The 16,662-nt window shown below is 68.8% G+C and carries 4 protein-coding genes; 2 read left to right on the forward strand and 2 right to left on the reverse strand.

What is annotated here, in order from left to right; genetic code table 11:
- Positions 1-43: 43 nt before the first annotated feature.
- Complete coding sequence (locus H0B54_RS12090; protein ID WP_188260514.1) at positions 44-868, reverse strand: ABC transporter permease; 825 nt, start codon at positions 866-868, stop codon at positions 44-46.
- Positions 869-876: 8 nt separating this feature from the next.
- The gene (locus tag H0B54_RS12095) at positions 877-1,869 is read right to left on the reverse strand and encodes an ABC transporter substrate-binding protein (RefSeq protein WP_188260515.1); all 993 of its coding nucleotides are present in this window, start codon (positions 1,867-1,869) and stop codon (positions 877-879) included.
- 1,120 nt (positions 1,870-2,989) lie between these two features.
- Between H0B54_RS12095 and H0B54_RS12100 the strand changes: the two genes are divergently transcribed.
- Both H0B54_RS12100 and H0B54_RS12105 read left to right on the forward strand, forming a co-directional pair.
- The gene (locus H0B54_RS12100; RefSeq protein WP_246472499.1) at positions 2,990-4,549 is read left to right on the forward strand and encodes a ShlB/FhaC/HecB family hemolysin secretion/activation protein; all 1,560 of its coding nucleotides are present in this window, start codon (positions 2,990-2,992) and stop codon (positions 4,547-4,549) included.
- A gap of 21 nt (positions 4,550-4,570) precedes the next feature.
- A partial coding sequence (locus H0B54_RS12105) for a two-partner secretion domain-containing protein (RefSeq protein ID WP_188260516.1) occupies positions 4,571-16,662 on the forward strand: 12,092 nt, incomplete at its 3' end.

Consider the following 16,662-nt stretch of genomic DNA (forward strand, 5'->3'; position numbering starts at 1 on the left):
AGGGTGCAGGGGCGATTTTTTCCGCCGTCGCCTGCTTTTCCGGTCAGCGCTTGACGCCCCAGGGGCGCGCGGCGTCGCGCCAGCGTTCGAACTCGGACCGGATGGGATGGACCAGCGTGTATTCGACGACGATCAGCCCGGTCACCGCGATCAGCACCCAGGCCAGCGCCTCGGCCACGTCGAGGTTGGAGCGGGCGGCGGCCAGCGCGCCGCCGATGCCGCCGGTGTTGGCGAGAAGCTCGGCCATCACCGCCACCTTGAAGGCCGAGCCGAGCGCCACGGTCAGCGCTGGGAACAGGAAGGCGGCGACGTGGCGCAGCCCGAGCGTGGTCAGCCGGGCGAGCGGGCCGGCGCCGAAGGCGCGGGCCATGTCGTCCAGCCCGCGGTCGCGGGTGACGGCGCCCTCGGCGACGCCGACGAACACCACCGGGGTCGCGGCGACCAGCACCGTCGTGATGATCGTTCCGTCGGTGGAGCCGAACCAGATCATCGCCAGCACGATCCAGGCGATGGGCGGAACCCCCAGCAGGACGGTCAGGATCGGGCGGACCAGCCGCATCGTCGCCGGCGAATAACCGGCGGCAAGGCCGCCCGCCGCCCCGGCAAGGGCGGCCAGAGCGAATCCCTCGACCGCGCGCAGCGTGGTCTGTCCGGCGAGTTCCCAGGCGGCGGGATCGGCGGCGATGGTCAGGCCGGCGGCCAGCGTCGCCAGCGGGGCCGGCAGGATGAAGTCGCCGTAGCGCTCATGCCCCGCCTGCCAGAGGGCGGCGAACAGGGCCAGCCCTGCCAGCCCGGCCCAACCCGACCACAGGAATTGTCCCACCCGGCCCAGCCGGTCGAGAACCGCGCCGGCGCGCCCCGTCGTCATGCCGCACCTCACAGATAAAAGTCCGCCGCAGGCGGCGCGCCGCCGATGATCCTGGGGTCGAATTCCGCCAAGGCGCGGAAGACAGCTTCCATCGGTTCGCGGACGGCGCTGGCCCGCTGGGCGACCAGATTGGAATGGGGGATCGCCTGCTCGATGACCGGCCAGGGCAGGCCGAGCGGCGCCGCGGCGTCGTTGGCGGCCCGCGCCGGGTCGGCGTTGACCGAGGCGGTCGCCTTGACCAGCGCGTCGTGCAGTGCCTCGACGGCGGCGGGGTGCTCCGCCAGGAAGGCGGCGGAGACGCCGAGGCCGGCCTGCGGCAGCACGGTCGCCAACCCGGTGGCGGCGCCCCAGGCGTGCTGGATGTCGAGGACCCGCGTCACCGTCTTGCCGGCCATCCCAGCGCGCAAGATGGCGGCGGAGGCCGCCGGCTCTGGCAGCAGGGCGGTGTCGGCCCGTCCGGTGACGAGAAGCTGGATCGCCTCCATCGGCGTGCCGGTGAATTGAAGGGCGACATCGCCATCGGGCGTCAGCCGCTCCGCTGCCAGCAGGCGCCGGAACACGTATTCCGGCGTGTCGTTGCGGAAGGGGATCGCGACGCTCCGGCCTTTCAGCGCGGCCACCGAGGTCAGCGACGGATCGGTGGACAGCAGATACAGCAGTCCGTTGGTCATCACATTGACCAGCCGGACGCCGAGCCCCTTGTTGAAGAGGTTGGCAGCGGATTGGGTCGGCAGAACGAAGGTCTGCATGGTGCCCGAGGTCAGCCCGGCGCGCAGCTCGTCGGGGGTGCGCCACGCCTTGAACAGCACCTTGTCGGCGACCGGGCGGAGCAGGCCGGAGGCGATGGCGTGGACCAGCGTGATCGAAGGCCCTGCCGGCGGACCCCACAGGGTGAGTTGCGGCAAGGGTGCCGTGGCGGCGGCTGAGGCACGGCGGAGGGCGGGAGCGCCCAGCAGGGCGGCGAGGCCCCACAGCGTGGCGCGGCGGTTCGGGTGGATCATGGGAAGCGCCGTCAACGGTTTGCCGCCTTGTCGGAGGCAGGGGCGCCGTCGATGGCGTCGTGCGGCTCCCTACTCCTGCGGGCGATACGCCTCCTCAGCCGGGAGGCGATCCAACCGGAGGGCTGTCCAGCGGTGACGTGATGATGACGATACAGCGCGATGCCCATGGCTGCACGGGGCATGATGGTATCTCCAACCGAGGCCGCATGTTCATGAACGATGTTGGAGACGACGATGCCGACTGGACCGCCACGGGATCGTTGCGCCAGAACAAGCAAGTTTACGAAAGACGTTCATCTCCCAGTCGGAGTTGACCCGGCTTAGGACGCGGTCGCACCGGGGCATCGTCCGATGAACTCCCGCTTGTTGACCTGCTCCGCCGCCTCGTGCTGTCTCACGCCGACGCTGAAGGATTCGACGGCCGGGATGCCGCCCAAACGGCGGAAGGATTGGCGGGAGCCGCATCCGATCGCAGTCCGCAGTGTGCGATCAGCTCAGCACAACGACGAACCAACTCGCGAACCCTGGTGACCTTCGGGTCCTGAGAAATTCACGGAGCGCACCATGTGCGGCACGCTCCTCCGCCTTATGCAACTAAAAACATACACCGGGCAGGACGCCATGCCGCGACCGTTCCGCGGCGACGTGTCCTCACGCGACGAGCGTATCGGTCATCACCCGTCGGGAATTCTGTGCGCTGCCGCAGAGGGTTCGTGCGGCGCGCGTGTGGTCGGCGCGTTGTCCCGGCGCGGTTCACCGCGCCAGCATCGATCATGACAAGGATGTGAATGTTACAAATTCCGACAAACTAGAACTAACACCCACTCCGAAATCGTATGATAGAAATAGTTACCTCAGATGGAGATCCGACGGGGTCTTCGTTAATCAGAGATTAAAAACGACCATCGCGCGAAGGTATCGTTCCATGCACTCGTCCACCAAAGCCACCTCCGCCACCTTCATCCTTAAAGAAGATGCGGATAAGCGGGGAGTGTCATGGTGGGTTTGCCTTGTGGCAAGCGCAATTGTCGCGGGTGTAACAGTTCCAGCGCTCGCGCAGCAGCTGCCGACCCAGCTTCCTTCGGGAGCGGAGCCGCGACCGGAGGCGCCGCGCCCGGTGATGCCGCTGCCCTCCGTGCCGGGCGGCGCGGTGGCCGTGCCGAAGACGCCCGCAGCGGAGGCCCCGGCGGGAGCCGAGAATTACCGCCTGACGTTGCGGGATGTCGCCATTGAAGGCGCCACCGCCTACAGCCAGGACAGCCTCAAGGCCGCCTACCAGGATATGCTGGGCCGCGAGGTGTCGGTTGCGGACCTGTTCAAGATCGCCAACGACATCGAGTTCCGCTACCGCAACGACGGCTTCATCACCAGCCGGGTCATCGTTCCGGCCCAGACGATCGAGGACGGCACCTTCCGCCTCCAGGTGGTCGAGGGCTTCGTGTCCGACATCACCTATCCCGACGACATCGGCCCGGCGCTCGCCGCGGTGAAGCGGCTGGTGGAGCCGCTGCGCGGCGTCAAGCCGATCAACGTCGCCGAGGTCGAGCGCCGCCTTCTCCTGGCGAACGACCTCGCCGGCCTGACCGTGCGCGCCAGCCTGGAGCCGGCGCCGGACACGCTCGGCGCTTCGGTGGTGGTGGTGAAGACGGACCGCAAGGCGGTGGACGCCCTGGTGTCGTTCAGCAACCGCAACACGCCCTATCTCGGCACCGCCCAGACGACCGCGACGGCGGCGCTGAACTCCTTCGGACCGAACGCCGACACGGTGAATCTCAGCGGGCGCGTGTCGTCTCCGGCGTCGCGGGCCTGGTCGGTCGGCGCCGGCTACCAGGCGCTGGTAACCGGCGACGGGCTGACCTTCTCCGCCACCGGCTCCTACTCCAAGTCGCGGCCCGGCCTGACGCTGGACCCGCTGGACGTGGAAAGCTGGGTCGCCGCGGGCGTGGGCACGCTCAGTTACCCGGTGATCCGCTCGCGTCTGGAGAACCTCCGCGCCGTGGGCGAGTTCGAATACCGCGACGTGAACACCGACATTTCCGGCGACCGCTTCAACCGCGACCGTCTGCGCATCCTGCGCGGCGGCTTCAGCTACGACCGGACCGATGGCTGGGACGGCATCACCGCGGTGCGCGGCCTCGTCCACCAGGGGCTGGACATCCTCGATGCGACGAAGCTCGGCTCTGCCTACGCATCGCGTGAGCGCGGGCGCAGCGACTTCACCAAGCTGACCGCCGACATCACCCGCGTGCAGCAGCTGCCGGCCAACTTCAGCATCCTGGCGACGGCCACCATGCAGGCCGCGGGCACGCCGCTGCTGGCCAGCGAGCAGATCGCGCTGGGCGGCCCGAGCTACGGACGCGCCTTCGACGAGGGCGAGATCTCCGGCGACAACGGTTGGGCCGGGTCGCTGGAGTTGCGCTACACGCCGGTGCTGCCGGACAACAGCTTCGCCCAAGCCGTCCAGATTTACGGCTTCGTCGATGGCGGCGAGGTGTGGAACCGCTCCAGCCTGGAGCAGAACAGCCGGAACTCTCTGGTCTCCGTGGGCGGCGGCGTGCGCGCCAGCCTCGTGGAACGGCTGTTCGCGACGCTTGAGATCGACAAGCCGCTGACCCGCCGCGTCGCGACCGAGGGCGACAAGGACATGCGGGTCTTCTTCAACATCACTGCGCAATACTGATAGGGCCGGGGGACACAGGACATGGGCAAGGGCAACGTCACCACCACCTCCGGCATCACCGAGATTCCCGGCGCGCGCCGTCACCGCCAGACGCTGCGCCAGCGGCTGCTGCTGTCGTCCGCGACGGAGGCGCCCCAGCGCGGCGGCGGCACCCGGCGCCAGCGCCGCGCGGCGAAGGCACGGGGGGGCATCGATTTCGCGCGGCTGGCGCTGCGCAGCGTGATCGGCGTGGCGCTGTCCACCCTGTTCGCGGGCGCCGCCTACGCCAACCCGCTGGAAGGCACCGTCACGGCGGGCGCGGCGACCATCCAGTCGGCGACCCCGAAGTCGATGGAGATCCTGCAGTCCACCGACAAGGCCATCATCAACTGGAAGTCCTTCAGCATCGACGCCGGCGAGAAGGTCACCTTCCAGCAGCCGTCGACGTCCAGCGTCACGCTGAACCGGGTCACCGGCAACGACCCGTCCAAGATCATGGGCAGCCTGTCGGCCAACGGCACGGTCATGCTCGTCAACCCCAACGGCGTGGTGATCGGCGCCGGGGCGAAGGTGGATGTCGGCGGGCTGGTGGCGACCACCGCCAACATCTCCGACGCCAACTTCATGGCGGGCAAGTACCAGTTCGACCAAGCCTCCACCAAGCCGAACGCGATGGTGGTGAACGAGGGCGACATCACCGTCAAGGACAGCGGTCTGGCCGCCCTGGTGGCCCCGCACGTCCGCAACTCCGGCGTCATCCGCGCGAAGCTGGGCAAGGTCGCGCTGGGCGGTGCCGAGACCTTCACGCTCGACTTCCACGGCGACGGGCTGATCAGCTTCGACGCCAGCTCCGCCGTGAAGACGGTGGCGAAGGACGCGGACGGCAAGCCGGTCGCCGCGCTGGTCGTCAATTCCGGCGAGATCGCCGCGGAGGGCGGCAGCGTCACCCTGTCGGCGCGCGCCGTGAAGGGCGTGATCGACAACGTCATCAACACCGACGGCGTCATCAAGGCCACCTCGGTCGGCAGCGCCAACGGCAAGATCGTCCTGTCGGGTGGCGACACCGGCAAGGTCACCATCGGCGGCACCGTCGATGCCAGCGGGCGCGGGGAGGGGCAGACCGGCGGCACCGTCGTCGCCACCGGCGCCGAGATCGCCGTGAAGAAGAACGCCCGCGTCGACGCCTCCGGCAGCAAGGGCGGCGGCGAGGTCGCCATCGGCAGCAAGACGGGCCGCTCCGGCACCTGGTCGGACAAGGTGACGGTGGAGGCCGGCGCCACCCTGTCCGCCGACGCCGTCAAGGCCGGCAAGGGCGGCAGCGTGACGGTGCTGTCGCAGAAAAGCACAAAGCACGCCGGTAAAATCTCCGCCCGCGGCGGTGCGGAGGGCGGCGACGGCGGCTTCGCCGAGGTCTCCAGCCACAAGGACATCACGCTGACCGGCAGCGTCGACCTGACCGCGCCCAAGGGTGCGGCCGGCGTCTTCCTTCTCGACCCGGAAAGCCTGCGCATCGTCAGCTCCGTCGGCGGCAGCCAGGACGGCGCCGCGGCGGACGGCACGATCGGCGTCAACGACCCCAACCTGGGCAGCGGCGACGCCGTCAACACGGTGTCGAAGCAGGTGCTGGAGAGCATCGCCGGCAACGCGAACATCGTGCTGGAGGCCTCGGGCCTCATCAAAGTGGAGACCAGCCTCGATCTCCAGACCACCGCCGGCCACAGCTTCACGCTGCGGTCGCTGACCACCAGCGGCATCGCCTTCACCGACGCCAGCTACGAGATCCGCACCAACGGCGGCGACATCGTGCTGGAAGCCAACGGCATGGCCAGCAACCTGACCAACATCGGCAAGCTGACGACCCGTGGCGGTGCGGTGCGGCTGACCGCCACCAACAACGTCCAGCTCGCCAACCTGATCGACACCACGCCGGTCTCGGGAAGCGCCGGGGCGGTCTCCGTCAGCGCCCAGAGCGGCTCCCTGAGCGCGCTGGACGCCGGCCGGATCGTCGGCGGTCCGGTCACCCTGACCGCCGGCGGCGACATCGGCGCCACCGGCGCGGCGGTGTCGACCAGCAGCACCCAGCTCTCCCTGGTCACCGGCGGCAACCTGTTCGTCACCAACGACCGGACGCTGACCGACCTCTCCGTCACCAGCACGCACCGGGCGGCCGGGGCCAACAGCCAGTTCTTCGTGGCCTCCACGGGCCTGACCTTCACCGTCACCGACTCGGTCGGGGGCACCGCGCTCGACACGATCGGCCAGACCGGCGGGCTGAACAGCTTCGCCTTCCGCAGCGACCGGAACATCCAGGTCGGCACGGTCAGCGCCGGAACGGGGTCCGTCGCGCTGACCAGCACCGCCGGCAACATCACCGGCACCAGCGCGAGCCTGCTGACCGGCGGCGCGCTGACGCTGACGGCCGGCGGCTCCTCGGGCAGCAACGGCGCCATCGGCACGTCGTTGCAGGCGCTGAACACCGCCGGCGGCAGCCTCACCGCGACGGCCGGCAGCGGCGGCGTCTCTCTGTCGAACACCGGCGCGCTGGCCCTCGCCAGCCTGACCAGCAGCGGCGCCACCACCGTCACCGCCACCGGCGACCTGACGGTCGGTGCGGTGACCAGCGGCGGTGCCCTGACTCTCACCAGCAGCGGTGGCAGCATCCTGAACGACGCCAACGCGTCGACCACCATCAGCGCCTACAGCTTGGCCCTAAGCGCCGCCGGCAGCATCGGCACCAGCGGCACGGCCCTGACCGCCGGTTCCTACAACATCGACGCCACCTCCGGCGCGGGCGGCGTCTTCCTGACCACGTCGGGCTCGGCGGTGCTGGGCTCCATCGTCTCGACCAACGGCGACGTCGCGATCACCACCGGCGGCACCACCACCATCGGGACGATCACCAGCGCCAACGGGACCAGCAGCATCGCCGTCACGGCGAACGGCACGGTGTCCGACATCACCGCGACCACGGTCGATGCCGGGGCCAACGGCAACGTCACCCTCACGACCGCCAACGGCAGCATCACCGCCCTGTCCGGCACGATCACCGGCGACAACGTCACCCTCGCCGCCGGAGGCAGCACCTCCACGGTGACGGTGAACACCGCGGCGAAGCGGCTGACGGTCACCAACGGTTCGGGCAACGTCACGGTCTTGCAGACCGGCGCTGTGACCGTTGACAACATCACCTCGGCCAGTTCCTCGGTCTCGCTCACCGTCACCGGCGGCGCCGCCACGCTGGGGACGATCAAGGCGTCGAACACCGGCGCGATCTCCGTGACGGCGACCGGCGGCGCCATTCTGGGCAAGGACGCCAACAACCGGCTGTCCGCCAACGCCATCGCCCTGAGCACGGACGGCGCCATCGGAAGTGCCGCCACCCATCTGCGCACCTCAACGGGTTCGCTGACGCTGACCAATGTCGGGGATCTGTATCTCGACAACAGCGGCGTGATCCTGACCGGCCTGTCGATCACCAATCGTCATGTCGGCACGACCGCCAACGCGCTGGAACTCACCTCCGAATACTTCAACTTCGTGGTCGGCGACAACGGCACCGCGACCATCCTGGAGGCGGTCGGCAGCCCGAAGCTGTCCACCCTCAGCTTCAACAGCGACATCGACCTGATCGTCGGCGATCTGGCCACGGTTGGGGTGGGCGGCACGGTCACGCTGACCTCCACCGCCGGCAGCATCCGTGACGACGGCAGCCTGAACACGCGGATCAACGCCGACACCGCGACGTTGAGCGCCGCGGCGGGCAGCCTGGGCGAGGCCTCCGCTCCGCTGGGCCTCAACGCCACGAAGCTGGTGCTGACCACCGGCGGCGACCTGCACGTCACCAACCTGTCCGACATGGCGGAGCTGACCGTCACCAGCACGCATGCCGACACGACGGTGGTGAACAGCTACTCGATCACCGCGCCGAACTTCGCCTTCGACCTGACCGACGACGCCACCAGCGGCTATCTGCTGCGCACGCTGGTCGACACCACCGGCCAGATCTTCTCCTTCAAGGGCGACCGCGACATCCGGCTGGGCCGGGTCGATCTGACCGACATGAGCGGCGTCCTCCCCAACAATGGGATGCCTTCGCTCGGCCAGACCTACAGCATCTTCAACGCCGAGACGACGAACGGCTCCATTCTGGACGATGGATCGAAGACCACGCTGGTCTTGGCCGGGTCGGTCAACCTGAAGGCCAGCAAGGCGATCGGCAGCGGCTCGGGCACCGAGTATCTGGACGTCGTCACCCCCGTCCTGAACGCCCGCGCGTCGGACGGCGGAATCTACATCACCCTGCCGACCTCGACGGGCGTCGACAACCAGAAGAACCTGATCACGCTGGGCAGCAGCTTCTTCAGCGCCGCCAACAACCCCATCGTGGTGACGGCGACCTGGGGCGACATCGCCTTCGGCTCTAATTTCTCGTCCAGCGCCAGCAGCGACATCACGGTAAAGGCGACCCACGGGTCGATCCTGAACCCGAACAGCGCCAGCTTGCGCGCCAGCGACACCGGCACGGTGACCCTCACCGCCGGGAAGGACATCGGCTCCGCGTCCAACGCCCTTGTGGTGCGGGGCGGCACGCTGGTCGCCAGTGCCGGCGGCTCCCTGTGGCTCGGCCTGACGGGCGGGAACCCGGTCGCGCTGAACAGCCTGACGGCGGGCGGCGACATCAGCGTCACGCAGTCCAGCGGCACGATGACCGTCGGGACGGTCAACGCCAACAACGGCACCGGCACCGTCGAGCTGAAGGTTGGCAGCGGCAGCATCCAGGGCGACACCGACACCACCACCCGCATTTCCGCGGGCAAGGTGATCCTGGACGCCAGCGGCAGCGTCGGCAGCGTGAACGCGCTGGATGTGGCGACGGCGAACCTGTCGATCAAAGCGGGCGGGTCCATCGGCATCGCCGGCACGATGGCGCTGACCGATCTCACCCTGACGCGCGGCTCCTACTCCGGCGGCACCATCGGGATCAACACGGTCAACGGGCAGGTCTTCACCCTGTCGGACAGCTCGTCGCAGTCCACGATCCAGACCGTCACCAGCAGCACGGCGCTGAACTTCGCCTTCAATTCGTCGCGTGCGATCAAGGTCGGCACCGTCAACGTCGGAACGGGCGGCAGCGTCGCCATCGTCTCGTCCAGCGGCGTCACCAACACCGGCAACGGCAGCAAGATCACCGCCGGCAAGGTGTCGCTGGAGGCGGGGACCTCCTCCTCCATCGGTGATTCGACCCTCTACGGGGCCATCAGCCTCGACACCGGCGACCTGTCGGTGACCGCCGGGCGCAACATCCACGTCGACAACAACGGGCGCGCCTTCAACAGCCTGGCGATCACCAGCACGAACAGCACCACCAACTCCTCGACCGCGAGCACCTTCTCCATCGGCAGCACCGGTGCTCAGATCTACACGCTGGTCGACAGCGGCACCAAGGTCGGCATCGACATCGCCAGCGCCCAGAACAGCAACTTCAGCTTCACCGGCAAGAAGAACATCGAGGTCAACCAGATTACCGCCGGCGGCGGCTCGGTCAGCCTGACCACGGCGGGCGGCGGGGAGAACTCGACGATCACCATGGCGGGAAGCGGAACCATCACGGCGTCCTCCGTTACCCTGTCTGCCAACGGCTCCGGCACCAACGGCGGTTCCATCGGCACCAGCACGCGGGCGGTGAAGACCTCCGCCGCGTCGCTGACCCTGGTGAGCAACGGCGACCTTTACATCAACAACAGCAACGCCGCGCTGACCGCGCTGGACGTCACCGTCACGCACAAGACGTCGACCACCGCGGGCACCTACCAGTTCAACGCCCTCGGCTCCAACCGCAGCTTCACGGTGACCGAAGCCAGCGGCATCCAGACGCTGGCCCTGTCCACGCCGAGCAACGGCAGCATGAATCTGCGCTACAGCGTGGATCGCGGCATCGTGGCCGACACCATCGACGCCGGCACCAGCTCCACCGGTTCGGTGACGCTGATTTCCACCGGGTCGGCGTCGGGCGCGTCCGGCGGCCCATCGATCAACGGGTCGGGCACGATCACGGCGGGCTCGGTCTCCCTGACCGCGACCGGCAGCAACGGCAACGTCGGCGGCACCAACCAGGTGCTGACCAGCACGCAGAAGCTGTCCATCGCGTCGGGCGGCAACGTGACGGTCAGCAACAACACGACCCTGACCGATCTCACTCTGGACTTCCGGCACAACAAGTCCGGCGGGGGCAGCAACACCTACTCCATCAGCTCGACCGGTCTGACCGCCTCCTTCAGCGATTCGTCGCTGCAGGAAGGTCTGACGGTGACGAACGTCACCCAGAGCGGGCTGAAGCTGAACATCAGCAACGACAAGGCCCTGCGGATCGCGAAGATCGACGTCGGGAACAGCGGCACCGTCGATCTGACCGCCAATTCCGGCACGTCCGCCATCAACGCTTCCAACAGCAGCGGCGCCGCAATCACCGCGGGCAGCCTGACGCTGAAGGCGACCAGCGTCGGCCATACCAACGGCAGCGGTTCCTACTTCACCACCCAGGTCGGCACCCTGTCGGCCAATCTGACCGGATCGCTGGCGCTCAGCAATTCCGGCACCCTGACGCTGAAGGACGTGAAGGCCGGCTCCTCGGCGGACATCCAGGTGACCAACAACGGGTCGCTCCTCCAGTCCGGAACCAAGCCGCTGAGCGCGGACAAGGTGACGCTCACGGTCGAGGGCGGCTCCATCGGGGCGTCCGGCACGCCGCTGCTGACCGAGACGCGGACCCTGGAGGTGATCGCCGGACGCAACGTCCACCTGACGAACAGCGCCGACCTGTATGCCCTCAACCTGAATCTCAAGCACGCCTCCACAGGCACGCAGAACGTCTACGACATCCGGTCGGAAGGGCTGAACTTCGCGCTGACCGACAGCAACACCGGCAGCCAGTACACCCTCGGCAGCGTCGTGGACGCAAGCGGCCTCGACTTCTCGTTCAAGAGCGAAAACAGCGTCGCCTTGGGGACGATCAACGGCGGCCTGGCCCGCAAGGTGACCGTCGAGACCACCGGCACCAACAAGGACATCCTCAGCAACGGCAGCGCGATGGTGACCGCCGGCACGGTCACCCTCACCTCGACCGGCGGCATCGGTCAGGCTGGATCGTCGGCCAACCACATCGGGACGATGGCCGACACGCTGGCGCTGACCACGGGGACCGACGCCTTTGTGGACAACGGCAAGGATCTGACCGCGCTGTCGCTGACCAGCAAGCGGACGACCGGCGCCGGCACCTATCAGATCACCGCGCCGCAACTCGTCTTCACCATGGCGGACGACGGCACCACCACCACGCTGAGCGGGTTGACCGACACCACGGGCCTCGCCTTCAAGCTGGACACCCAGCACGCGCTGTCCATCGGCACGCTCAACGTGCAGAACTGGGGCACCGTCGACCTGACCAGCGCGGGGAACATCCTGGGCGCCGCTTCGGCGATGGCGGACAATCCGACCAACCGCATCACCGCGGGCACCGCGACCCTGAGCAGCGGCGGCGGCGCCATCGGCTCCTCCAGCAACAAGATCCACCTGTCGGCTTCGTCCGCGACCTTCAACGTCACCGGCGACCTCTACGTTGAATCCGACACCCGCATCGACACGCTGAAGATCAAGAGCTCCTCGTCCTCCATCGCCAACCGCAGCTACAGCCTGACCTCGGTCGACACGTCGGGCTCGGCCATCGCGCTGACCGGCGCCGAGAGCAACACCCAGACGGTGCTGGCCTCGCTGACCGACCGCAGCGGCGTGCGCTTCACCTTCGACAGTCACCGCAAATTGGTCGTCGGCGGCCTGGACGTCGGCAAGACCGGCACGATCAGCCTGATCGCCGACCCCGGCATCGTCGGGAACGGCCACTCGGTCCTCAAGATCAACGCCGGCGTCGCGAGCCTGACGTCCTCCTCCAACGTGGTCGGTGCGAACGGGGGTGAATTCATCAGCATCACCACCGGCAACCTGACGGTGAACGCCAACAACGGCGCCGTGATCAACCTGCACGGTTCGACGGTCATCGACGCCATGAACCTGGCCGGTGCGCTGACCCTGAACAACTCCACCGGCGACATCGCGCTTGGCTCGATCTCCATGAACGGCGCCAACGCGGTCATCAACAACCAGGGCGGGTCGATCCTCAGCGGCACGATCAGCGGCAGCAATCTGGTGAACCTGACGGCGACCGGCTCCATCGGCAACGTCAGCGCCATCGCGACGCAGGCCAATTCCACCAGCACCACGCTGACCGCCAGCGCCGCCGGCAGCATCGCGGTGTCGGAAAGCAAGAGCCTGATCGCCCAATCGGTGGTGAGCACCGGTGGCGGTGCGATCAAGCTGTCGACCGGCTCCCAGGGGACCGGCCTCCTGACCGCCGGCACCATCACCACGACCGGGTCGGTGTCGCTGACCAGCAGCGACGGCAACATCCGGGGCAACAGCGGCAATCTGGTGACCGGCGGCAGCGTCGAATTGTCCGCGACCAAGGGCGCCATCGCCGACACGGGCTCCACGCTCAACGTCGCGACGACCGATCTGACGATCAAGACCCCCGGCACCTTCAACGTCGCCGACACGCTCGACCTCGCCAAGCTGAGCATCGACCGCACGCCGTCCATCGGCACCACCACCTCCGGCACGATGAGCCTGACGGCGGCCAACCTGAGCTGGAACGTCACGGACAGCGGCGGCACCACCACCTTCACCACGCTGACCGACAGCACCGGCCTGGACTTCACCTTCAAGGCGCCGGGGGCGATCGCCATCGGCACGGTGAACACGGGTGCCTCCAGCACGGTCAGCCTGACGGCCACGGGCAACAGCACGACCGCCGGCAACATCACGGCGGTGGACAGCGCGTCCATCATCACTGCGGGCTCCCTGAAGCTGGACGCGCAGAAGAGGACCAACGAGACGGGCAACAGCAGCGCCATCGGCGGCAGCGCCACGGCGCTGGGCATGAACGTGTCCAGCCTGACCGCCAGCAGCGGCTCCGGCGGCCTCTTCGTGAAGAACGCGGCGGGGCTGAACCTCAGCTCCATCACCACGGGCGGCGCCCTGACGGTGGCCGCGGCGACCGGCGACCTGACCGTCTCCAACCTTTCCTACGACACCAGCAAGGCGCTGACCCTGACGGCTACGACCGGCCGGATCCTCAGCGGCGGTTCCAGCCTGAGCCTGGGCAACGGCAGCACCACGCTGACGGCGGGAGCCGGCATCGGCACGGCCGACTCGGCGCTGAAGATCTCGGCGTCCGGCACCGGGGCGCTGACCACCAACGTCACGGGCGCGGGCGGCGTCTATCTCAACATCGCCGGGCATCTGACGGGCGGGCTGAGCGCCGCCGTCCACAACGGTCCGGTGGTGGTGGCGAGCAGCGGCAACATCACGCTGACCAACGTCGCCATCGCCACCGATGCGGCGGGCAACAGCATCACCGTGACCTCGACCGGCGGTTCCATCACGGCCGGCACGGTGACGGCGGGCGCCAACAACGGTTCGGTCACGCTGAGCGCCACCGGCAACGGCGGCAAGATCCTGGCCGCCAGCGGCGGCTCCGCGGTCACCGCCAAGACCGTCGCGCTGAACGGTGCCGGCGGCATCGGCACCTCCTCCGCCCGTGTCGGCGTGGGCGGTGCCCAGGTGCAGGCGAACGGCGGGTCGGGCGACATCTATCTGAGCACGACCGGCGCCACCGCGCTGGCCTACGCCGCGACGACCGGCGGCAAGATCGACGTGCTGGCCGGCGATCGCCTCCAGGTGGTCAGCGCCAGCACCGGCGGCGGAGCGATTTCGATCTCCTCCACCGCGGTGGACGCCGACATCATTGCCGGCAGCCTCAACGCCGGCACCGGTGCGGTCACCCTCAGCTCGACCGGGGGCGGGGTGTATGACGACGGCCTTGCCGAGACGCGGATCGTCGGCGGCTCGGTGTCGCTGACCGGCGGCAAGGGCGTCGGCACTTCCAGCCGGTCGGTCCAGACCACCACCGGCAGCCTCACCCTGGCGAGCGCCACCGGCAGCATCTATCTGACCGACGCCACCACCAGCGGCGTCACCGTCGCCTCGGCCACCGCCTCCAGCGGCTCGGTCACCATCGAGTCCGCCGGCACGATGACGGTCCAGTCGGTGTCGGCCAACACCACCAGCGGAGCGGTCGCCCTGACCGCGGCCGGTTCCATCCTGGGCAGCGGCAACGGCATCCATGTGACCGGCCACTCGGCCAGCCTGACCGCCTCCGGCGGCAGCATCGGCACCGTCACCGACACCGCCACCGGCGCCGGCACGCCGATCACGATGAACGTGTCCAGCCTCACCGGCCTGACCGCCACCGGCACCACGCCGGTCATCTCCGTCGACAACGTCAACAGCGCCGCCCTGACGCTGGGCAACAACCTCGTTGCCCTGGGGGCGGGCGGGTCCGCCTACATCCGCACGGCGGGGAACCTGGACGCCAGCGCCGGTCTGTCGATGACCAGCGGCAACCTGCTGCTGCAGTCCGGCGGGGTGCTGACCCTGCCGACGGCGGCGATCAACCTCGGCACGGGCGCGCTGACGTTGAAGGGCACCACCGACGTGGTGGCTGCGGGCGCCTCGCCGCGGACGCTGTCGATCACCGCGGGCTCGCTGACCTTCGCCAGCGGCTCCAGCGGCGGCAACACCACCCTCAACACCACGGTCGGCACGATCGACGCCAGCCTGACCGGCGCCGGCAAGAGCCTGAGCGTCAACAACACCGGCACGCTGACGTCGGCGACCCTCAGCGCCAACGGCACCGTCACCGCCACCAGCAGCACCGGCATGACCGCGACCTCGGTGACCGGCGTCGGCACGGTCAGCCTGACCGCGACGGCGGGTGACCTGACGGTCGGCACGATCAACGCCGGGACGACCGGCACGATCAACCTGTCGGCGGCGGCTGGTAGCCTGCTGACCGGCAACGGCACCAGCCTGACCGGCGGCTCGCTGAACCTGACCTCGAACACCGGGATCGGGACCAGCACCGCCGCCTTCACCAGCACCATCGCCAACATCTCGGCAACGGTGACCGGAACGGGCGGAATCTATCTGGCCGGCACCAGCTTCACCCTGGGCAACCTCTCCACCTCCAACGGCGACATCGCCGTCACCGCCAGCGGCGGCATCAGCGACGGCAACGCCACCACCGGCATCACCGCCGGGGGCAGCGGCACCATCTCCCTGGTCTCCACGGGGGGCGCGGTCACTCTGACCAAGGCGGTGAGCAGCACCGGTTCGGACGCCACCCGGGCGAGTGTGACGGTGCAGGGCGCCACCATTGCCCTGGGCAACGTCACCAGCACGGGCACGCAGACCTACACCGGCAACACCACGCTGGGCGGCGCGCTGACCGGCAAGTCGGTGACCGTCACCGGGAACCTGACCCTGTCGGGCGCCAACCGCACGATGACCGCGACCGGCGGGGACCTGTCGGTGAGCGGCACGCTGAACGGCGGCGGGTACGGGGCGACCCTGCTCGCCGCGCAGGGCGGCGTGACGCTGGGCGGGGCGGCCAGCAACCTGGCCTATCTGTCGGCCACCGCGGGGACCATCGGCCTGCGCGACGTGACGACGACGGGTGCGCAGAGCTACACCGGCGCGACCAGCCTCCAGGGCACCTACACCACCACCAACAGCGCGGTCACGGTGACCGGCGCCACGACGCTGGCGGGCGGCACCACCGTGAGCACCGGCAGCGGAAACGTGCTGTTCAGCGGCACTGTGAACGGCGCCCATGCACTGACCGTCAACAACAGCGGCACCAGCACCTTCACCGGCGCGGTGGGCGGTGCGACGGCCCTGGCGAGCCTGACTACGAACGCGGGCGGGTCCACCGTCCTGAAGTCGGTGACCACCGCGGGCGCTCAGAGCTATGGCGACAATGTCGCCCTGGACGGCACCTACGCCACGGGTAGCGGTGCCTTCAGCGTGACCGGAACCACGACCCTGAGCGGCGACACCACGGTGAACGCCGGCAGTGGTGCCGTCATCTTCACCGGCGCGGTAAACGGTGCGCAGGCCCTGACGGTCAACAGCAGCGGCGCCACGCAGTTCAATGCGGCGGTGGGCGGCACGACGGCGCTGGC

Source organism: Azospirillum tabaci, from assembly GCF_014596085.1.
GTDB lineage: Bacteria > Pseudomonadota > Alphaproteobacteria > Azospirillales > Azospirillaceae > Azospirillum > Azospirillum tabaci.

Coding starts and splice junctions, on each gene's coding strand:
- H0B54_RS12100 (WP_246472499.1), top strand. CDS start 2,990: ATGCCGCTGCCCTCCGTGCCGGGCGGCGCGGTGGCCGTGCCGAAGACG.
- H0B54_RS12095 (WP_188260515.1), bottom strand. CDS start 1,869: ATGATCCACCCGAACCGCCGCGCCACGCTGTGGGGCCTCGCCGCCCTG.
- H0B54_RS12090 (WP_188260514.1), bottom strand. CDS start 868: ATGACGACGGGGCGCGCCGGCGCGGTTCTCGACCGGCTGGGCCGGGTG.